Source organism: Paenibacillus caseinilyticus (assembly GCF_027533645.1).
GTDB lineage: Bacteria > Bacillota > Bacilli > Paenibacillales > NBRC-103111 > Paenibacillus_G > Paenibacillus_G caseinilyticus.
In genome coordinates this window covers 84,003-103,550 of the sequence record NZ_JAQAGY010000019.1, presented here as the reverse complement: position 1 = coordinate 103,550, position 19,548 = coordinate 84,003, and the positions used below count along the sequence as shown (strand labels likewise).

18 protein-coding genes and 1 pseudogene are annotated in these 19,548 nt (G+C 52.5%); 16 read left to right on the top strand and 3 right to left on the bottom strand.

The genetic code is table 11. From position 1 onward, the window contains the following. Nucleotides 1–494 precede the first annotated feature (494 nt). The 7 genes and pseudogenes from O9H32_RS23990 (at nucleotide 495) to O9H32_RS23965 (ending at nucleotide 5,887) form a co-directional block, all read left to right on the top strand. Nucleotides 495–2,156 (top strand): asparagine synthase-related protein, encoded by a 1,662-nt coding sequence (locus tag O9H32_RS23990; protein ID WP_269868646.1) that lies wholly within the window; start codon nucleotides 495–497, stop codon nucleotides 2,154–2,156. 12 nt (nucleotides 2,157–2,168) lie between these two features. Then, on the top strand, nucleotides 2,169–3,389 hold the full coding sequence (locus O9H32_RS23985; RefSeq protein WP_269868645.1) for an MFS transporter: 1,221 nt from the start codon (nucleotides 2,169–2,171) through the stop codon (nucleotides 3,387–3,389). Nucleotides 3,390–3,502: 113 nt separating this feature from the next. Next, nucleotides 3,503–3,616 (top strand): annotated as a pseudogene (locus O9H32_RS32950) (hypothetical protein); the annotation flags it as partial. A gap of 19 nt (nucleotides 3,617–3,635) precedes the next feature. Next, nucleotides 3,636–3,785: a hypothetical protein gene (locus O9H32_RS23980; protein ID WP_269868644.1), complete on the top strand. Its 150-nt coding sequence runs from the start codon at nucleotides 3,636–3,638 to the stop codon at nucleotides 3,783–3,785. 50 nt (nucleotides 3,786–3,835) lie between these two features. Next, complete coding sequence (locus tag O9H32_RS23975; protein WP_269868643.1) at nucleotides 3,836–4,204, top strand: hypothetical protein; 369 nt, start codon at nucleotides 3,836–3,838, stop codon at nucleotides 4,202–4,204. A 219-nt stretch (nucleotides 4,205–4,423) separates the two neighbouring features. Beyond that, the gene (locus O9H32_RS23970) at nucleotides 4,424–5,125 is read left to right on the top strand and encodes a YesU family protein (RefSeq protein WP_269868642.1); all 702 of its coding nucleotides are present in this window, start codon (nucleotides 4,424–4,426) and stop codon (nucleotides 5,123–5,125) included. A 138-nt stretch (nucleotides 5,126–5,263) separates the two neighbouring features. Beyond that, nucleotides 5,264–5,887, top strand: coding sequence for a CBO0543 family protein (locus O9H32_RS23965; RefSeq protein ID WP_269868641.1), 624 nt, complete (start codon nucleotides 5,264–5,266; stop codon nucleotides 5,885–5,887). Nucleotides 5,888–5,963: 76 nt separating this feature from the next. On the opposite strand, the gene O9H32_RS23960 is transcribed toward O9H32_RS23965, so the two are convergent. Further along, on the bottom strand, nucleotides 5,964–6,986 hold the full coding sequence (locus O9H32_RS23960) for a Gfo/Idh/MocA family protein (RefSeq protein WP_269868640.1): 1,023 nt from the start codon (nucleotides 6,984–6,986) through the stop codon (nucleotides 5,964–5,966). A 306-nt stretch (nucleotides 6,987–7,292) separates the two neighbouring features. On the opposite strand from O9H32_RS23960, the gene O9H32_RS23955 reads away from it, so the two are divergent. Both O9H32_RS23955 and O9H32_RS23950 read left to right on the top strand, forming a co-directional pair. Next, entirely contained in the window at nucleotides 7,293–7,598 is a 306-nt protein-coding gene (locus O9H32_RS23955; RefSeq protein WP_269868639.1) for a DUF5658 family protein, read from the top strand. A 246-nt stretch (nucleotides 7,599–7,844) separates the two neighbouring features. After that, the gene (locus tag O9H32_RS23950; RefSeq protein ID WP_269868638.1) at nucleotides 7,845–10,505 is read left to right on the top strand and encodes a metallophosphoesterase; all 2,661 of its coding nucleotides are present in this window, start codon (nucleotides 7,845–7,847) and stop codon (nucleotides 10,503–10,505) included. 84 nt (nucleotides 10,506–10,589) lie between these two features. On the opposite strand, the gene O9H32_RS23945 is transcribed toward O9H32_RS23950, so the two are convergent. Further along, complete coding sequence (locus O9H32_RS23945; RefSeq protein WP_269868637.1) at nucleotides 10,590–11,474, bottom strand: LysR family transcriptional regulator; 885 nt, start codon at nucleotides 11,472–11,474, stop codon at nucleotides 10,590–10,592. A 169-nt stretch (nucleotides 11,475–11,643) separates the two neighbouring features. Here O9H32_RS23945 and O9H32_RS23940 point away from each other — a divergent pair, with 169 nt between their 5' ends. From O9H32_RS23940 to O9H32_RS23925, 4 genes are all read left to right on the top strand, one after another. Continuing rightward, complete coding sequence (locus tag O9H32_RS23940) at nucleotides 11,644–12,561, top strand: NADP-dependent oxidoreductase (protein WP_269868636.1); 918 nt, start codon at nucleotides 11,644–11,646, stop codon at nucleotides 12,559–12,561. A gap of 830 nt (nucleotides 12,562–13,391) precedes the next feature. After that, on the top strand, nucleotides 13,392–13,787 hold the full coding sequence (locus O9H32_RS23935) for a hypothetical protein (RefSeq protein ID WP_269868635.1): 396 nt from the start codon (nucleotides 13,392–13,394) through the stop codon (nucleotides 13,785–13,787). 251 nt (nucleotides 13,788–14,038) lie between these two features. Then, nucleotides 14,039–14,590, top strand: a complete 552-nt coding sequence (locus O9H32_RS23930) for a dihydrofolate reductase family protein (RefSeq protein WP_269868634.1) — start codon at nucleotides 14,039–14,041, stop codon at nucleotides 14,588–14,590. A gap of 47 nt (nucleotides 14,591–14,637) precedes the next feature. Then, on the top strand, nucleotides 14,638–15,780 hold the full coding sequence (locus tag O9H32_RS23925; protein ID WP_269868633.1) for a flagellar hook assembly protein FlgD: 1,143 nt from the start codon (nucleotides 14,638–14,640) through the stop codon (nucleotides 15,778–15,780). A gap of 156 nt (nucleotides 15,781–15,936) precedes the next feature. Here the strand turns inward: O9H32_RS23925 and O9H32_RS23920 are convergent, their stop codons facing one another. Next, on the bottom strand, nucleotides 15,937–16,992 hold the full coding sequence (locus tag O9H32_RS23920; protein WP_269868632.1) for a phosphatidylinositol-specific phospholipase C/glycerophosphodiester phosphodiesterase family protein: 1,056 nt from the start codon (nucleotides 16,990–16,992) through the stop codon (nucleotides 15,937–15,939). A 271-nt stretch (nucleotides 16,993–17,263) separates the two neighbouring features. On the opposite strand from O9H32_RS23920, the gene O9H32_RS23915 reads away from it, so the two are divergent. From O9H32_RS23915 to O9H32_RS23905, 3 genes are all read left to right on the top strand, one after another. After that, on the top strand, nucleotides 17,264–18,319 hold the full coding sequence (locus O9H32_RS23915) for a metallophosphoesterase family protein (protein WP_269868631.1): 1,056 nt from the start codon (nucleotides 17,264–17,266) through the stop codon (nucleotides 18,317–18,319). A 39-nt stretch (nucleotides 18,320–18,358) separates the two neighbouring features. Further along, nucleotides 18,359–18,922: a hypothetical protein gene (locus tag O9H32_RS23910; RefSeq protein ID WP_269868630.1), complete on the top strand. Its 564-nt coding sequence runs from the start codon at nucleotides 18,359–18,361 to the stop codon at nucleotides 18,920–18,922. A gap of 149 nt (nucleotides 18,923–19,071) precedes the next feature. Then, on the top strand, nucleotides 19,072–19,545 hold the full coding sequence (locus tag O9H32_RS23905) for a hypothetical protein (protein ID WP_269868629.1): 474 nt from the start codon (nucleotides 19,072–19,074) through the stop codon (nucleotides 19,543–19,545). Nucleotides 19,546–19,548 lie beyond the last annotated feature (3 nt).

Genomic DNA, 19,548 nt, shown 5'->3' with positions numbered 1-19,548 from the left:
ATTCTTCCCCTCCTATTTCACCCCCCCCCCCCTTTTCATTCAGTGGTACCCTACTCCCTACGTTAACTTAAAGATAGCCCCTTTTCTATCTCTTTTTTTCTCTTAAATAGGAAGATCTAATATAATGATTGCTCTGATAATTGCAGCACGCTTGTTATCAAAGTTTCTATGGTAACAATTCACCACTTACCATTTCTCAATTTTTAATCCATTTATTACCATATTCAAGGAATATAAGATAATGATTATTTACGTAATCAATCCATAAAAGGTAATATTGCATTGTTTTTCTTTTTATTTACAAAAATAAAAATTGGAGAGGAATTTCTGCTATGAATTTTTTGTTTTGTAAGGTAAACACAGACCAAAGCTTTTACGAACGTTTTTCTTTTCTAGACGATGATCAAGAACACATTACGTCGAATACATACTCCAGCTCGAAAATTGAAATTGAATCATATCGGATCTCTATGAATAAGAGTCAGAATAAATCGGTGAAAACCTATGATCATATTGTAGTTTCAATTTTAGGAGAATTTCATAACTTAAAGCAGAAAAATAACAGTATTAACGATGATTTAGATCTGATAGCAAGTATTTATATTAACAAAGGAGTTATGGAATTAAGTCGTAAGTTAGATGGTTTCTTTACAATCCTTATTTATGACAAAAACATAAATAAAGTATTTGTAATTCAAGATCAACATACTTCACTAAATCATTTGTACTACTATCATGATAATGAATCTCTTTTTTTATCTACTGATGTAAAGGAATTATTTAGAAGAACAAAAGTAGTTCCTAAAGTAAATAAAGACATTTTGCCTACCTATCTTCACTATGCATTTGTTCCAGGAAACCAAACATTATTTGATAACATTTACAAGCTGCCTACTGAAACCCTACTCGAGTATACATATCAAACAAATTCGTTAGCGCTTTTACCAAATTATATAATGCAAGAAAAAGCCACCCTAAATGAAATAGATACCGAAAAAAAATTAGTAGAATTATTTGACGAAGTTTTACTTTCTCGTATTGAAGAAATAGACACTAAACAATTTGCAGTTATGTTTAGTGGAGGCTATGATTCTAACTTCCTTTTATCACGTCTATTAAAATACAAGCCTGAGTCAGAAATTAAGCTATTCTCTTACGGATCAACAAGTACAAAATCTGAAATACACAATATCCGTAGAATAATAGACATTTATAAAAATTTGGGTTACAAGCTTACACTTCATGACTACACTGTTAAAGCAGAAGACATCCATAATTTACCAAAGATGATGTTTTCACTAGGGGAACCCATCTCAGAACCTGGGGTCATTTTTCAAGCATCCTTAGCTGAAGTCCTCAAAGAAAATAATATAGATGTAGTAATTGGCGGCGATGCTAATGATCAAGTTTATGACAGAAAGTTATATTATGAGATGGTTCATAAATTAGTTGAGCCAAAAGCCATCTATGACTATCCAAAGTATGGACGTTTACGGTTAGGTGAAATAGATCGAATTTTTACATACAAATTTTTCACGGATATTGAGATTTCATGGTTATTAAACAGCAATCACCGCTTTACAACAATGCAATTAAGCCTAGAAAATTACTCTACTGTTTTCACCAACTATTTTTTAACTAAACGATTAATAGTTAAGCATTATGGGGTAACTCCGAGATTACCATTCCTTGGAAGTAAATACACTGACTTTATTGATGCTCAATTAGAAGAAAAGGACCTAATTTTTAAAAATTTACATGTTAAAGTATCTAACGATATGATACCCAAAGAGATTAGCCAAGAACTTGTAAAAGCCACAGAATCAACCTCTCCCTATTCATATATATTTTTAGAAGATAAAGAAACTCGGCAAAAACTGTTTAGTCTGATTCTCAACTCCGAAGTAAGTCGTGAGTACTTTAATTTGTCCTCTATTAAAATGATTTTAGATGGTTTTAATTTTGCAATAGAAAATGGACAAACTTCAGGAGATTATTATAAAGCATCCGTTCTATCTTGCAGGATCTTTACTATAATAGGATTCTTAGTTTGGCATAGTATTTTTATTTCAACTGACAAATACTTATGCAAATTAGAGTGCAATGTTAATTTGTTTGAGCTATTAGGAGAGCCAACTCCTGTAACCATAAATTAAAAAGATATGAGGATGAAAACATTGAGGCCAATAAAAAATAAAGAATTAGCAATTGTTTTAGCTATAGTGTCTATTTTTTTTATGTGTACTAATATGTATCCATCTTTCGTTCCAATATTGATTACACAATGGGGAGGAAATTATAATTCCGTTGGCATTATAATGACTATAGCGAGTCTTGCTCCTCTGTTAACTGCAATTCCAGCAGGTTTTGCTGTGAAAAAATGGGGATTGCGAGTTCCTCTATTTGTATCAAGTATGATAAGTGCACTTTCTTGTTTTATGTTATTTCTTTTTCCTTCTATAATACAATTAGTTATCATGCTATCTGTATTGAAAGTTGCTGAGATTTTCTTTACTGTAGGACTTCAAACTAAAGTAGCAAATTTAAGTAATAAGCTAAATAATGACATGGACAAAAACTATAGCTGGTTTATGGTTTACGCATCCGTTGGTTCATTAATTGGCCCTATTGTTGGTGGATTTTTAGTTGACTATCGTAGTTATAATATGATTTGGATTTTTCTTTCTATTATTTTAGTTGGATTATCATTTTTTTCGTTGTATTTACATGATGAAAAAAATGAGTCAAAAGATAATAGCTCTAAACCGAAATTGAGTATGCAAGATATTAAGAAAGTACTCAATTGGAGAATATCTATTGGTATACTTGTGGGTTCTGGTGTACTATTTGCCCATGGCGCGAGATTTTTGTTCTTACCAATATATCTACAAAATATAGGATACACACTGACTACTATAGGATTCATTATGGCAGCCCGTTCATTAGCGGCTATAGCGAGTAGGTCCATACTTGAACTGGTTATAAAAATTTGTCGTGGACGATCAGGAGCCCTAGTACTCTGTTCGATTGTCTTGGCTATATCAATCGCAATTATCCCGATTAGCAGCAACTTCACGTTGCAACTTATCAATTCGGTAATTATCGGGCTTGCAATGGGAATAGCAATACCACTCAGTAACACAGTAGTTGCTGACAGTGCCGATCCTGAAGAACGATCTGTTACTATAGGGATAAGTCAAACTGTGAATAGAATAGGCCAATTATTGAGCCCAGTTGTATTTGGCGTGTTCTCACAAAATCTTGGTGTTAACTCGTCCTTTTACTTAGGTGGAACACTTTTATTCATTATCTCACTGTTGGTTTCATACCTACTGATGATGGGAAGCAACAAGATATTAATAGAGAAACAAAGAGGGGTGAAATCTTAGTCTTTTTTGGACAAACTAACATACTAAAAATCTGCTTGAATTAATTGTAACATCAATTTATAACTCAATTCCGTACCCTGCGAACTTCAAAAATAGTGAATTTAAATGGAGTCATGAACGATCTACGCCTAGTTGACAATGTCGACCAGTTAGTGCCTGCGGACACGCAGTGTAACATCACCGCAGGCGAAGCCGCCGTCATGCTCCTGGTCCTTGACATTCTTAGTGGAAGGCAGCCTTTCATACATGTCGAGAGATGGGCCGCACGTCAACAATGTGAGCGCATCGACGCTGGAAGCAGCCTTGGCCTCCGGCGCTTATCTGCATACCTGTGCTCCGAACCAGCTGAAGGTTGTGAAAGCGGCATTGGAATCCGCCGACCTGCTTTATCGGTAAAGAAGTCGTTGCTGTTCTGGCTTATTGCCATCGCAGCAGGAGTGTTTGAAATGACCATCGCAGTGATGGAGATCCTCTCCAGGGAATCGGGCCCGGGAAGCGGTATATTCATCGCCGCAGGACTCAGAACGTTGATCTTTGCCGCACTTGTATACCTGATTGTGAAGATGTACCGTGGCAGAAACTGGGCGCGCGCTGCCTTGGCCACCATTCTTGGAGGCATGGGAACGATCTCCTTGGTGATGGATCCGGTGAGATGGATTGTGGAAGGAAACTCTGTGGCGCAAGCGCTGGATGGCATGTCTGCATACTCCATGATGTTTGGAGTCAGCCGGCTGGTTCATCTGGCTTCCGTTATCGCGGCGATGGTACTCATGTTTCGGCCGGCCGCCAATCGATATTACCGAGCAGCTGCTTGAGCTTACGGCGAACGAAAAAGCGCGGGGGTATGGATGGGCCCCGGGTCTGCCACATGAGGCCGAACCAGCCAACGACATATTCACAATACGCCCCCATGGCTGCAAACCGAACGGGTAGTTCGCATGGCCCTTATGCAAGAATGTCGTATTGAAGGCAGGCAGGGGAAGGTGTAAGGTGGGAGATGGGAATCATAGGATAAAGCTGAGGAGGAGAATCGGATGGACATCGGTTTGAACCGGTATAAGCAGGGGGAACTGCTCTATGCCAACAAGCTGGAGAGCCCGGCGGATGTTGAAGACTTCCGGATGGAAGGGCCGGGGGTGCTCTCCTTCCCGAACGGCGCCATGCGGATGGAAAGCCGGCTGGATCCCTCTGCAGGGCAGAACGCGAACTTCGTGCTGTGGTGTCCGGTAGAGTTCCCGGATTCCTTCGTCATCCGGTGGGACTTCCGCCCGATCCGCGAGCCGGGGCTGTGCATGCTCTTCTTCGCGGCCGCAGGAGGGGCAGGGGAGGATCTCTTCGATCCCGGCCTGGCTCTGCGCAGCGGCCCGTACAACCAGTATCACAGCGGAGATATCAATGCCTATCATATTGCCTACTTCCGCCGGGCGCTGCCGGACGAGCGGGCACTGCATGTCTGCAATCTGCGCAAGAGCCGGGGCATGCACCTGGTCGCCCAGGGGGCGGACCCGATTCCCGGTGTCGCCGAGGTGCGGAGCACATACCGGATCGAGCTGGTGAAGACGGGAGGAGACATCCGTTTCATGATCCAGGGTCTGCCCGTGCTGAACTGGATCGACGACGGGGAGACGCTGGGTCCGGTCCTCGGCCCGGGCCGGATCGGGTTCCGGCAGCTCGTGCCGCTCATCGCGGAGTATGCGAACCTGGAGGTCTACGCCCTGGAACCTGCAGGGGGCTAACGGAGCGGGAGAATGCCGCATGCATCGTTTCGGCGGATAACGCTGCCGTCCGGCTAAGCCATCCCTTTGAGTGCATAATATTTCCACGACTGCCGATGCTAAGAACAAACACAGCCGGCGGGGGTGGAAGGGACCCAGATGGAGGATTGGACGGCCTACGAGGCCAAGGGAAGAGAACTGGTTGCTTTATTGGCACAGAACCATATAGAGAAGTGGCTGCATTACGGGGTTAACACGTTCCGCTGGTGGCTTCTTGTCGGATTGCTGATGGTTCCCTGGCTGATCTGGGTAAAATTCGCAGACCGGCGATGGCTTCCGGAGTCGATGCTTGCGGGAGCTATGGTCATTATCATTACGCTGCTGTTCGATTGGACCGGCTATTATCTGAACTTCTGGGATTATCCTGTTGAGCTTCTGCCAGCGGTCCCCGGAGGCCTCGCTTTTGACTTATCGGTGCTGCCTGTCCCTTATATGCTGATGTACCTTTATTTGCCGTCTTGGCGCTCTTATCTGCTCGGCTTGCTCTTCATGACCGTGGTGTATGCCTTCATAGGAGAACCGCTGGCCATAGGGCTGGATCTGGTATCCTATATCGAATGGAAGAACGTATACTCTGTAGGCTACTACGTCGTGACGGGCGTCTTCACCAAGGCCGCCGTCGATACCGTGATGGCCTTCTCTAGAGGTACGGAGCGCGGCAGGCCTCTGCGTCCGCAGAGCGGGAGGGGCTGGGCCTTTCGGCGAAGCCGTTCCAAAGTATAATAAAGGCCGGTCCCCCAGCTGCTGCGGGGGGACCGGCCTTTATTTAGTGAGGCTGTATGGCTGAGGCTGCATGGCGCTAAGGGTGCAGCATCACTTTTTGCCCTTTGGCCGCACTCTCGAGTGCGCCGAAGACCATCGCCATGCTGTGCAGGTTGTCGCTGCAGGCCGTCTCCGCCGGGCGTCCTTCCGTAAGGGCCAGGAACATTTCGTCGAGGCAGCCGAAGTGGTGCTCGCGCCCCTGCCAGCTCTCTTGCGCTTCGATGCGGCGGTAGGTATTCAGGAACGGCTGCGGCTCGGCCGGTTCCGCGATCTCGCAGTAAGGCGCGGATTTGCCGTCCCACAAGGCGGTCCCGAGCTCGCCGGTGATCCGCCAGTCCGCCTCCCACGAGGTGGGCGCGCCCTCGGCGCACCACGACCCGCGGTAGCAGAAGACGGAGCCGTCCGACATCTCGAAGATACAGACGGCCGCCGCATTCCCCTGGTACCACGAGCCAGGAGGATTGAATTCCTGGCAATACACGGACAGGGCATGGGCTCCGGTCAGGAATCGCGCCTGGTCGAAGGTGTGGATCGCCATGTCGAGCACCAGCGGACTCTCCATCGCATCACGGAAGCCGCCGAAGTGCGGCCCTAGGAAGAAGTCGGCGTTCACGAAACCGGGCCGCCCGATCGTGCCGTCCACCAAGAGCGAGCGGAAGTCGCGGATGTCCTTCAGGTAACGCCGGTTCTGCATGACCGCGTACTGTAAGCCGCGGCTCTCCGCGAGCCGGGCCATCGCACGGGCCTCCTCCATCGTGCTGCCCATCGGCTTCTCGCTCATCACGTGGCAGCCGTGTTCGAGCGCGGCGGATACCACTTGGACCCGGCTGGCCGGTATGGTCACATCGAATACGAGATGGGCATCCGAATGCTGCAGCGCCTCCGTAATATCCGTGTAGACCGGGCACGAAAGCCCGAATTCGGCAGCCATCTTGCGGGCCGTTTCTTCATACAGGTCAACAAGGGCCACGATCTCGGCATCTTTACGCTCCAGCGCATATTTGACCCAGGTCTTGGCCATGCCGCCGCAGCCTGCCACAATGATTCGATAAGGGGACACGGTCCCGCCTCCTTTATGCCGCAGCCGTTTGGTAAAGCGCTTGCGCTGCGGATATGTAATTCCTATGATAACCCGTAAAGCCCTGAGATGCTCTACTCAATCCTGCACAATTCATATACGATTGTGTTTCTAAGAGAATATTAAATACAGTCAGACAGAACTGCATCATATATCCGATCTTCAGTCCCGATAGTAAGCCTCATCTTACATTAACAGGTGATTCTTCGCAGGAAGTGTGTTACAATTTGTATACAGATACATTCTGTATCAGACTCACATTCCCACTATGCAAAGGAGAGAATGCCGGTGACTCGGTGGCTTATGATCTTCCTCGTAGCGGCCGGCGCGGCCGATGCCTTCATGACCGACTTTGGACTGCAGGCGCAAATGATCGAAGAGGCCAATCCTCTGATGCGTTTTTTATATGAGAACGCATATCTGCTTTTCTATCTCGTCAAGATCGGGCTGCCTGTACTGCTCTTCATACTCATGCGCCGGGTGAAGCGTACTTATATCCAGCGGCTGCTGATCGTACCTGCCGTTGTGTACGCGGGGGTGCTCGTCCTTCATTCCTTCTGGTTCTCCGCTTTTCTCCTTATGACTTTTACTTGAGGCCTCGGACCGGCTGGTGTTATCCGGTAAGTGTGGATTACATGGCAGCCCCTTACATACTGCGTTGACGTTTAAGCCCCGGCATACCTACCGAGGGGCTTTTTTCATATGGATGAGCTTATTTCACCAAGGCTGTGCGGCCAAGGTTTCGCCCGGGGGGCCGTTAGGGATGAGAGCCGGCGTGGTATTATACTATATAGACTGGCGGAACAGGGTTGGAATGTCGAGCGGAAGGGAGGCTAATTCATGGCAGTGACGGAGCAACAGCCCCGGCCGGAACCGGCGAAGGGAGCCAAGCGGTGGCCTTGGGTGGTCCTCACGGCTGCACTGCTGATAGCGGCTGTTCTAGCTGCGTTAACATTCGGAAGCAGTCCCCGGACATGGCTGACGCTGCCTGCAGACAGCTCCTCCGGATACACCCTCTCGCTGGATGAGGGCGATACCGTGCAGGGCACGAAGATCCTGCTCGCGGCGGCTCCGGATACGAAGACGCCCCCGCGCCTGAAGATCGACGGCAGGGAGGTGCCGGTCATACCGGTGATGAAGCGGGACGCGGTGATGACCTTTGAGGCGGAAGGACTGCAGGGGGCGGAGGGGTACCGCAGCAGCATTTGGGTGAACGGGCAGCTTGTCCATACGCTGGACGGCACGGCGGAACAATTCACCCGGCTGACGGTCCCCATACCGGCTTCCGCTTTGAAGGAAGGGGTCAATGAGGTCATTCTCCGCTCTGGAAGCAAGGGAGCTCCCGAAGAGACGGGCGGCGAGCGAGACCAGTGGAAGTTCCGCGGGCTGACCTTCACCCTCGCCGACGGGACCATGCTGGAAGATCCGGATTACAAGACTTCGGCTGTATATACCGTTGGCGATCCCGCCCCGAAGAAGCCTGAGGGGGACCCGGTGCAGAAGGTGCTGCATTTTGTGGTCAAGGAAGAAAAGTACCGCAGCGTCTTCTATGTGTGGGATACACGGGCAGCGGCGGAAGGGACTCACGAGGTCGAACTGCGGGCAGCGAGGAATTGGGGCTTCGGGCCGAGCCGGCAAGTGAACGTAAGGGTGGATAACACCCCGCCGAATCTTGAGGTGGTATCGCCCGTCGATGCAAGGATATACAAGAACAAAGTCAGCGTCTCCGTCCGTTCGGCCGACGAGGGATCGGCGGATGCACCTTCGCTGGTGGCGAAGCTGGACGGCCAGGTGATCGAGGTGCCATCGGTGCTGGAGACAGCCGGCCTCCGTGCCGGGGAGCATAAGCTAGTCGTCACCGCATCCGATAAGGCGGGCAACGAAACCGAGAAGGCCGTAAGCTTCCTCGTGCAGGACGAGATGCCCTATGCGCCGGCGGCGCCCATGCCGGCAGACAAGGCCGTTGTTCCCGGAGATGCGGTACAACTCAGCGTCCAAGTGGGAGATGCCGCGAACGACCCGCTTCACGTGGAGTTCTATAAGGCCGAGCGGTTCGATCTGAGCCAGCCGGGGCTGCACACGGCCTATCTGCATGCGGCCGACCGGGAGCCGCCTCCCGAGAAGGAGCCGCCGGGCGAGAAGGCGCTGACCGTGACGGAGCGAAGCCTCGTATCCGCTCAGGACGGAGCATACCTGGTCAGCAGCGACAAGGAACGGTTTCCGTATCACCGCTTCTCCTTTGAAGTAGGAGACCAGCTGCCCGTCGATTCCGAGATCGTGTGGAAGGGGCATTCGCTGCCGGACCGGCTGGTCACTCTCTACGCATGGAATTACGGCAAGTCGGTCTGGGAGGATCTCGCTTCCGGTAAGGGCACCGAGGATTTTACGCTGCGGGGCCGGATCGTACCGGCGGAGATGGTGAGGGAAGGCCGGGTCGAAGTCTTGGTGCAGGACCGCATTCCGACGCCGGGCGAGTACGATTTTGCCTTCGTGTGGATGAGCGACACGCAGTATTATTCGGAGACGTATCCGAAGATCTACGACACCATGACCCGCTGGACGGTAGACCATTGGACGCAGCGCAAATTCAGCTATCTCATCCATACCGGCGATATCGTCAACAACTGGAACAGCAAGAAGGAATGGGAGAATGCCGACGCGTCGATGAAAATTCTGGATGATGCCAAGATCCCCTATGGCGTGCTGGCTGGGAACCACGATGTGTCTTACGGAGGCGAATACGACGAATACGGGAAGTACTTCGGCGCGGAGCGCTTCCGCCATCAGCCTACCTTCGGGGCCGACCTCGACAACAACCGGGAGCATTACGATCTCGTGAGTGCCAAGGGCCATGACTTCGTGATCCTGTATCTCGGATGGCTCATTGACCAGAAAGGATTCGACTGGGCGAATGCCGTGCTGAAGAAATATGCGGACCGCAACGCCATCATAGCGGTACACGAATATCTCAAGCCGAGCAAGCACTACTTCGGCCAAGGACAGAGCATCTGGGATAAGCTCGTGCTGCCGAATCCTAACGTGGTCATGGTGCTAGGAGGCCATAACCCTGGTGCCGCCCATAATGTGAAGAAGGTGGGCGACCGTACCGTGCTCGAGATGCTCAGCGATTATCAGAACGGGCCCGAGGGCGGACAGGGCTTCATGCGGTTTCTCCAGTTCGATCTGGAGCGCGAGCGGCTGCTCGTGAACACATTCTCTCCTTATCTGAATAAGTGGAACTTCTTCAAGCCGGAACTCGACGAGCTTGAATTCCCGCTGAAGCTAAAGCCCATCGACAAGCAGGTGGCCACCGATTATATCGGCGTCTATGCCCGCACGAACGTCATGATCGGCGAAACGGACAAGGTGCCCAGCGGCAGCCGTGCCGTGGTGCCGTATCCGGGTCTGCAGCCTGGCGGCACGTATGCCTGGTATGCTGCGGCGAAGGACGAGTTCGGCGGCGTAAGCAAATCCGATGTCTGGACGTTCCAAGCGAAGTGAGGACGGGGAGGGGGTTGCGCCGTACCCCCTTTATACGAAGATAACTCTCCAATGCGCAATGCGGAGGGTTATTTTTTTGCATGTTTAACTGTCCGCCGCACCATTGCGCTCAAAATACTCGACGACAAAATCACTGAAATGACGCGCTGCCTTGGAGAGGTAGCGCTTGTTATGCCATACGATCTGGAAATGGCGCCGGCAAACGGGATATTCGATGGACAGCAGATGAAGCCGGGAATTCGCTCCTCCGCAATTACCGACCAGCGCCACGCCGAGTCCCGAGGCGACCAATTTGGCAATGGAGGAAGGTTCGTCTACCCTGCAGACGAAATGGGGCGATATCCCCGCCGTCCGGAAGAAATCCTCATTCATGATTTGAAAATGATACCCTTCCTTATAGCCGATAAACGGTTCATCCGCCACCTCTTCTAAGCGGACACTCGGCAGCCCCGCGAGACGGTGCGCCGGAGGAACGGCCAGATAAACTTCTTCGTTCAGTACGGATACCGCGCTGAAATCCGGCCGTTGCATAGGCAGGGGGGGGAAGCAGATATCCACCTCGCCGGCTTCAATGAGATGTGCCATCTTCTGCATCGATGCTTGCGTGATCCGGAAGTTGACCTTCGGGTGAAGGGCGAGGAACTGGCTGAGCGGTTCTGACAAACGGTCCAGAGTCGACGCCGCCAAATGAATGCTCCCCTGCTCCAGTCCCGCGAGATCGGAGACTTCCTTCTGTCCCTCTTCCAATAGGGCGAGCGCGGCCTCTACTTTATGCAAGAATGCCTTGCCGAAGGCATTGAGCCGGATCTGCCTGCCGTCCCGGTCAAATAGAGGTACCCCCACATCCTTCTCCAGACGGGCGATTGTCTTGCTGAGGGCGGGCTGGGCGATCCGCAGCTCCTGCGCCGCTCTCGTCATATGCTCGAGTTTGGCTACCGTACAAAAATACTTCAGCTGCAGCAGCTCCATCTTCCGGCCTCCTTATATACTCAAGGGAATGAATGATATAGAGTAAGATGTATTTTTATTTATCAATTATCCGATCTACACTATATCTATGCAAGCGGAATTTGGTCGGCTTCATGATGGTTCCGGCCAGGTGACAAAGGAAATCCGAACCACTAAGGAGGACGAGGGCATGAGGGCAGCGGCATTTGCTTCGTATGGAGGACCGGAAGTGATGAGGGTGATGGAGTTTGCGGATCCGCAGGCAGGCCCGGGCCAAGTCAGGGTCCGCGTGAAGGCCGCTGGCGTGCAGCATTACGACTGTGCGGTGCGAGGCGGCTGGACGCCGGCTTATGGGATGGCGGTGACTCTTCCGCAAATTCCGGGCAATGAATTCGCAGGCATCGTGGATCAGATCGGAGAGGGGGTAACCGGCTTCTCTATAGGCAGCGAAGTGCTTGGCTTCGCCCTGCTGAACTGCTACGCCGAATATGTGGTCGTGAGCCCCGGCCAAATCGTGAGCAAGCCGGGGACCCTGTCCTGGGAGGAAGCAGGCGGGTTGACCGGTAACGGGCAGGGGGCTTACATCGCCTTGAAGGCGATCGGTATCGAACCGGGAGACACCGTTCTGATCAACGGCGCGGCCGGATCGCTGGGCGCTTTCGCGGTACAGCTGGCGAAGGAGTGGGGAGCCGGTACGGTCATCGGCACCGCCAGCGAAAGCAACCACGACTATATCCGTTCGCTGGGTGCCCTGCCGATGACGTATGAGGAAGGATTGGCCGGACGGATCCGGGCGATCGCCCCGGACGGCGTCCACGCCGCTTTCGATACGGCGGGAGGCGAAGGGCTCCGGGCGGCGGTGGAGCTGGTGCGGGATAAGATGCGTATCTGCACCTACTTTGCCTATGACCTCGCGGAGGAGCTTGGCCTGCGCGTCGTCCGGGGCGAACGCTCGGCGGCCCGCCTCGCAGAACTGGTGGAGCTGCATACCAAGGGCAAGCTCCACATCCATATCAGGCAGGTCTTCCCGTTGAACCGGGCGGAGGATGCGCACCAGGCTATCGAAACCCGGCACGGCCGCGGGAAAATTGTTCTTAGCATCGATTGAATCCAGTCAAGGGAGCATAGCAACGCCTCCTAAGGTGAGTTCTGAGGGCTTCAACTCAGTCCCTACTCATCCTAGCGAGGCGTCTATTTTTATTGAAATGGATTCTACTGACGCGGGGAAGTGCAGAAAAAATAACCCCAATGTGATTTGGGTTAACGCAGGGAAGGATAAGTTGTCTTGTTTTTAAATTATGTATCCTAACGATAAGAGTGCTTGGTTTTGTAGTATAACACTACCTTACCAAATACCCAATATTTCTAAAAATGGTTTGTAGTCTAGCAAATACCCGGCTATTAGTCCATGCCTAAACGAAACGGCTCACGTACACTGAACCATCTTATAGGGAGGTGTCGCTGTTGAGTTGTCTGGGTAGTAAGAAACGGTGTAAAAAGAAGTCATCCGTAACCGTAATTGTGTGCCATCCAAAAAGGGAAAAAAAGAAACGTTGTCCTCGGGTTATTAAAAAAATTGTAAAGTGTCCCCCTCCTAACGGACGGCAATTACTTCGGGGACTTGCGGGAGCAATTGCACAAGCGGGACCCCAAGGACTTGCAGGAGCACTTGGACCCCAGGGACTAGCAGGGCTTGTAGGAGCGATTGGCTCACTTGGACCTCAAGGGCTTGCAGGAGCACTTGGACCCCAGGGACTTGCAGGACTTGTAGGAGCGATTGGCTCACTTGGACCTGAAGGGCTTGCAGGAGCGCTTGGACCCCAAGGAATAGCAGGACTGGCAGGAGCAATTGGCGCAGCTGGATTGGCAGGACCAGCAGGACCAGCAGGACCCGCGGGACCCGCAGGTGGGGTATTAGGCTATGCAGATTTTTTTGCCTTGATGCCTCCTGATAACTCAGCAACGGTTGCTGTCGGCACGGATGTAAGTTTTCCGCAAGACGGTCCAATTAGCGGGACTGCAATTACCCGTCTCACTGCCAGCTCCTTTAACTTGGCTGCCATTGGCACTTATCAGGTTCTGTTCCAGGTGAATGTAAACCAAGCGGGTCAACTGATGCTAACACTAAATGGCGCTGACCTCGATTATACGGTGGTCGGGCGTGCAACAGGAACTTCTCAAATCGTAGGATTGGCTCTTGTCCGAACATCGGTCATTAATTCTGTACTCACAGTTCGCAATCCCGCCGGCAATTCTACGGCACTCACGATCACTCCACTAGCTGGAGGAACAAGGCCAGATTCCGCCCACCTTGTTATTACGCAGATTGCATAAAAAACAGAGATGCTTTCCGGGACAAACGGAGAACGATAGTTGAACCAGTCAAGGGAGCAGATCCATCGAGTGGTGTCTGTTCCCTTGGGCATGTAGTATTGGGCATGTTGCCATAGAAATCCATAGGATGCTATGGTAAATACAGGGTATTCGTCGTACCATATGGAAATGGTCATTAAGATACATAACGAACGATGTCGGACCTGTGGTTAATGGGGATGTTAAACGCATAACAAGGAGAGGAGACTTGTATGGCTTCATTGGTGTATCACATTGCCGTTTCCCTGGATTATTTCATAGCGGACCAGCCTATGGTCGATGGCCAACTGGACAGGACGTATTTTCTCTTTGAGGGCGATCATGTGCCGGATTATTTATCCGACATTCAGCACTATACGGCCGTGTTAATGGGGGGCAAAACCTACGAGTTTGGATTCCAATTCGGTGCCAAACCCGGTGAACCCGGATATCAGGGAATCAAGCACTACATCTTCTCGAACACCCTAGATTTCGAATCCAACGCGGATGTGGAACTGGTTAGAGGGGATGCGGCAGCTTATATCGAGAACCTCAAAAGGGAAACGGAAGGGATCTTGTGGCTTTGCGGGGGAGGACAGCTGGCAGGCTCGCTGATCGAACGGAAGCTCATTGACCAGTTGGTATTGAAAGTGAATCCGATCCTGGCTGGCTCCGGCGTACCGCTGTTCGGTGACGTCAAACCCCGTTTAAGGCTGGAGCTTACCGATATGAAACGGTATGAGAGCGGGGTTATCAAACCAACCTATAACATCATTTATTCTTAAATGAAATTCCACCATGAGAGTGAGATTAATCAGGCAGGTGACCGTGAATGAAGAACTTCTCCATAGGACTGCTGGTTGGTATTGGCGTAACCGCAGCAACGGGTGTTTGGGCATCCAACTCCATTCAAGCTACTTTGTTCCCGTCCATACTCCATTTTCACGTGAACGGTACAACGACAACGATCGACGGAACAGGGGAGAACGGGATTCTCAACTACAACAATAAAGCGTATGTTCCTCTTCGTTTATTCTCGGAGAGTATCGGGGCGACCGTCGATTACCGGGAATCCAGTACCACGGATGCTGCTAAGCATCAGGTGGATGTCATTCGGGAGGATGACCAGAACTTCAAGGTGAAGGACCCCGGTGGATTCGTCAGCTTGGGCAGTGTCGATATGAATTTGGTCCCTGTCTTATCGGAGAATGGGGATCCTTACTATAGTACGGTGACAGGTATTATACGAATCAATCAAGATCTGTCGGTTTCACATAAGAAAATACAGCTATCGATCCAAACGAAAGAGAACCAATATAAATCCACTCAAGTGGACATCTCCAACCCGGAAAACAAACCTCTGAAAGAAGGAGACATTCGGATCTTTACGGCGTATTATCAGGACCTGCACCTCACTAAAAAGGAGAGCATAGCCGGCGCATCCCTGAACGTGATTACGGAGGATAGCGGTACGTGGATCGAACGCCAAGATGGCATCCAACCCGGATCGGGCAGCGGGATCAGACAGCCGTTTCACATCATCGCAAGCGCAAGCAATCCTCCGTGGGTCTTGGCCAGAGATCCGGAGGGAGGGACATTGAAGTATAAATCGGGTGAACCCATTGGCCTTAGTTTCCGTGTGCAAGCGGCTCTATGGGGCAAACCTGTCTTCTTACGCGAACCTTGGCACGTCTCGGTGGAAGTAAAGGATACCAAGTCGAACAAGGTGGTATGGAGCGGGGATATGCCTGCCCTTCCGGCAAGCGAATATACAACGTATAAGAAGACAGCTCAGCTGGAGTATTTCTGGGATCAGAGGGACCTGGCAGGCAGCCCTGTCCCTCCAGGCTCCTATCATGTGGATTTCAAGAGTGCTGCTCCCCTCAAATATTCAGATACGGCACAAGGTAATTTGCAGACTCAGCAGGATCCTCCGCGTTTTTATCCATTCGATTTTACGATTGAGAGTAAATGAAGAAGGATGGGATGTTGGGGGGACTTCGGTAGATAACGCAAAAAAGGAGGCAGCGGCAGTTTAGGACGAAACTCTTATGTCCTAATCTGCCGCTGCCTCTTTATTTGGACTAGCCCTAACACTCACAAGCTGGCTGTCCTGCTGATGTACTGCATCTTACTGCGCAGCATCGGTCTTCTCAGCCGGCACGAAGATCTCGCTGATCATCTCGATGAACGTATCCAGCACGTTGCCTTGGGCCGGATCTTCCTCTTCGAGCGTCTCCTGCCCGGCAGGAAGGGCTCCCGCTGCTGCCGCATAGCTGGCCTGCCGTACTTCGCCCTGCTGGGCGGAAGCAACAGGAACCGGCGTAATTCCGACATCCTTGTAGGAGAGGAAGTCCGTGTACACGCCGTTCACGCCCATATCGAGGAATGCTTTGACCTCATCCGGTTTGTTCAGGGAATGTACGTAAGCGACGGCGCCCGCTTCCTTGAGATCGGCGATGAATTCGGGTGTTGCCCTCTCGGACGGCATGGCTACTACGCGGATGCCATGGGATTGTACATACTCGACGATCTCATCGGGCTTCAGCTCAGAGAGGTACAGGGAGTAGATGTAATTCGGGAAAGGGATGATGTCCCTGGCCTGTTGAATCATCGAGGGAGTATACAGCTCGGGCACGATCCGGTTGATGAGCTTCGGATCCACTTTGTTCACGGCGTTGCGGATCAGTGTAAACTGCTGCTGCACCAAGGCGGGATCCGTCTCTTTGGTATCGGTCACGAGATACACGTCGGGATATCGCTTCAGCAGGGAAGCGACGTCGTCAATAGATAGCGGCGTGTACTTGCGCAGAATCGGATAGCTCTTGAATTCGGACATCGTCAGCGGGACATCGCGTTTCTCTGCGGGAATATCCTGCTTGAATTTATCCGCCAGATAAGGAAGCCAGTCGTGGCGCGCGGCGAGCTGTCCGTCTTCGGTCAGCGTGAAGTCCGCTTCGAACACCCGCTGCCCCTTCGCATAGTTCTCCTGGAACGCCTCCAGGCTGTTCGTATAATCGACCCCGTCAATGCCGCCCATTGCGTGGGCGATCAGGGAATATTCCGTCCATTCAGGCTTCGGCTGCTCTGCGGCCGATACAGCGGGCACGGATAAGGGGAATAGGAAAGCGCCGGCCAGCAGGATCGGTGCTGCTTGTTTTAGTATGCGGTTCTTCATCATCATCATCTCCGCCTCTCTCAGAAGTCATTTTATCTCTTTAGGGCTGCTCTGCTCCCCCTATTTGCTTCATACTTCATTCTTTCTTTATACCATAAGGTTCTGCTGGAGGGAGCATTTTGTAGGGGTTGCTTACTGACTACTTACCCACGAATGTGACAGATTGCTTACAAAATCGATGAAACCTGTAAAAAATGAGTGAAAGCCCATGCTGGACTTTCGGGTAATGAATGGCATATAATAGGACCACTTTTTGGACCGGAAGAACAGGAGGCACGCGATGAGAAGCAGAATCATGCACCACGCTGAGGGTACAGGGAACGGTAACAAGCGGCTTGCTTGCCTGCTGCTGCTGACGGCCGCCGTGCTCCTGCCCGGCTGCGGGTGGGGCAAACCGGCGGCCGGTACCGGGCCCACGGCTGCAGGAGATTCCGCTGCTCCAGGCGGCGGGCAGGCAGGGGCGGCCGGTACGGTGCCGGCGGCGGCGGACGAATTCCGTTTTGTCGTCATGGGTGACAGCAGGGGCTCGTCGAACGGGACGAACGAAGCTACGCTGCGCGCCCTGCTGGAGAAGGTGAAGGCGCTGAAGCCTGCACCGGATTTGATTCTGTTCACGGGAGACCAGGTGACCGGTGGCTCCACGGTGGCCAGGCAGCTGGCGGATTGGAAGAACATCGCCGACGATTATTGGCCGGTCACCTCCATCTACCCGGCGCTCGGCAACCACGAGCATGACGAGAAGGTGTTCAGCTCCGCCTTCCCCCATCTTCCGAAGGAACAACTCCCTGGGTATGGCCGGACCGTGTATTCCTTCGACCATGGCAATGCCAGGTTCATCACGCTGAACTCGGACCGGACGAACCCGCAGGGCCAGTACGTCATCGATGATGCGCAGCTCGCCTATCTGGAAGCGCAGCTGAAGGGAGCCGGAGCGAAGCACCGCTTCGTTCAGTTCCATGTGCCGGCCTATCCGGTCGGCGCCCACCTGGGCAGCTCACTGGACGCAGCCCCGGAATCGCGGGACAAGCTGTGGGCGCTGCTCGACCGCTACCGCGTAACGGCAGTGCTCGTCGGACATGAGCATAACTACAACCGGCGCAAGGTGGACGGATCGTTCAGCGGCAGCGGGTACACGTTCCATAACGAGATCTACCAGCTTACTATAGGAGGGGCCGGAGCGCCACTGTATACGGGCAGCCAGGAGAACAAAGGCGTCGTTACCGGGCCCAAAGCCAGCTACCATTATATGGTCGTCGATGTGGAGGGCGGCCGGGCGAAGTTCCAGGCGTACGATCTTCAGGAGAACCGGATCGATGAATTCACGGTCGACCGCTGACAGCAGGGTCGAAGCCAGGGGAGAGGGGATCCACGGAATATGAACAATCAGCCGCCGTTCCGCGATCTGGCGATAGCCCAGGGGTTCACCGCCGTGCTGCTGTTCCTGCTGGTGCCGGCCGCGAATCTGTTCGGTCCGGGTTACCATAAGCTTGCCGGGACGCTCCACGGGTTGGCGGCTTCCCTGACGATGCTCATGGCAACGTATACATGGCACGCCTATTATGGTTATGCCAGGGGCCGCGGGGCCGGACGGGGCAAGCTCGCGCTGCGGCTCTGGATGACGAACGGGCTCAGCCTGCTTACCATCGTAACCGCCAACTGGCTGTATATCGGTTACCAGAGCCCGGAAGGGGCGTCGGAATGGTTCAAGCTCCACCTTCCGGCAGCCCATTGGGTGATCATGGAATATAAGGAGTTCGTCTCGCTGCTGACCCTCCCCTGCGGACTGGCCGCCTCCGTGCTGCTGCACCGGCTGGGAGGGAGAAGAGAGGCAGGAGAAGGAATCCGGTTCGTGATCGGAATGCTGCTCACTATGCTGTGGGTCTGCATGCTGATCGGGTTCGCTTCGGGCCTTATTCTCGCGAAGTGGAAGCTGGTGTAACGGGAGAGGCCTTGCAGCAGGATATGCAGGAAGAGGAGCGAAGGGACGGGCCTGGGAGTTTATCCTCCCGCCGCCTCGACAGAGGATCGGTACCGGATCCCGCAGCTCCTTTGTTGAGACGGCGAATAGGGAGGAAAGGAGGGAATTCCATGAGGGAAAGCACAGAAGGGACACCGCGGGATGAGAGGCCGGAAGAGCTTGGCGCATGCTGGGGGGAGAACGCTCCGGCGGACCACTCGGGCTGGACTCATGAGGCGAGCGCGGACGGGAGGCTCCCGGCCAAAAGCGGAGAAGCCGTAGCCGCCATGCTCGCCGTCCTCGTGGGCATGGCAGTATTGACGGCTGCGCATTGGTGGAGTGCGGCGGACCCGGCGGCTGCCCAGCCCAAGCTGTTGAAGCTGGCCTCGCGGGTGCCGGGGGGGCTGCGGATCGGCCCCTATGCAGGTAAGGAAGCGGCTGGGCTGCTGGCTTGGCTAGGCTCCTGGGCGATCCTGTTCCTGCTGCTGAGGAGGCATGAATTGCCTCTGAAGCCATGGGCCTATGGGTTCGCGTGCACGTTCATAGTGCTGCTTCTGCTGCTGTGGCCGCCGGTCTATCATCGGATCTATGGATGGCCGGCCTAATAA

What these genes read in the sequence shown, in the direction of transcription:
- O9H32_RS23910 (WP_269868630.1), top strand. Translation starts at nt 18,359, where the DNA reads ATGAACAATCAGCCGCCGTTCCGCGATCTGGCGATAGCCCAGGGGTTC.
- O9H32_RS23920 (WP_269868632.1), bottom strand. Translation starts at nt 16,992, where the DNA reads ATGATGATGATGAAGAACCGCATACTAAAACAAGCAGCACCGATCCTG.
- O9H32_RS23945 (WP_269868637.1), bottom strand. Translation starts at nt 11,474, where the DNA reads ATGGAGCTGCTGCAGCTGAAGTATTTTTGTACGGTAGCCAAACTCGAG.
- O9H32_RS23970 (WP_269868642.1), top strand. Translation starts at nt 4,424, where the DNA reads ATGGACATCGGTTTGAACCGGTATAAGCAGGGGGAACTGCTCTATGCC.
- O9H32_RS23915 (WP_269868631.1), top strand. Translation starts at nt 17,264, where the DNA reads ATGAGAAGCAGAATCATGCACCACGCTGAGGGTACAGGGAACGGTAAC.
- O9H32_RS23905 (WP_269868629.1), top strand. Translation starts at nt 19,072, where the DNA reads ATGAGGGAAAGCACAGAAGGGACACCGCGGGATGAGAGGCCGGAAGAG.
- O9H32_RS23980 (WP_269868644.1), top strand. Translation starts at nt 3,636, where the DNA reads ATGTCGAGAGATGGGCCGCACGTCAACAATGTGAGCGCATCGACGCTG.
- O9H32_RS23975 (WP_269868643.1), top strand. Translation starts at nt 3,836, where the DNA reads ATGACCATCGCAGTGATGGAGATCCTCTCCAGGGAATCGGGCCCGGGA.
- O9H32_RS23965 (WP_269868641.1), top strand. Translation starts at nt 5,264, where the DNA reads ATGGAGGATTGGACGGCCTACGAGGCCAAGGGAAGAGAACTGGTTGCT.
- O9H32_RS23985 (WP_269868645.1), top strand. Translation starts at nt 2,169, where the DNA reads ATGAAAACATTGAGGCCAATAAAAAATAAAGAATTAGCAATTGTTTTA.
- O9H32_RS23940 (WP_269868636.1), top strand. Translation starts at nt 11,644, where the DNA reads ATGAGGGCAGCGGCATTTGCTTCGTATGGAGGACCGGAAGTGATGAGG.
- O9H32_RS23950 (WP_269868638.1), top strand. Translation starts at nt 7,845, where the DNA reads ATGGCAGTGACGGAGCAACAGCCCCGGCCGGAACCGGCGAAGGGAGCC.
- O9H32_RS23925 (WP_269868633.1), top strand. Translation starts at nt 14,638, where the DNA reads ATGAAGAACTTCTCCATAGGACTGCTGGTTGGTATTGGCGTAACCGCA.
- O9H32_RS23930 (WP_269868634.1), top strand. Translation starts at nt 14,039, where the DNA reads ATGGCTTCATTGGTGTATCACATTGCCGTTTCCCTGGATTATTTCATA.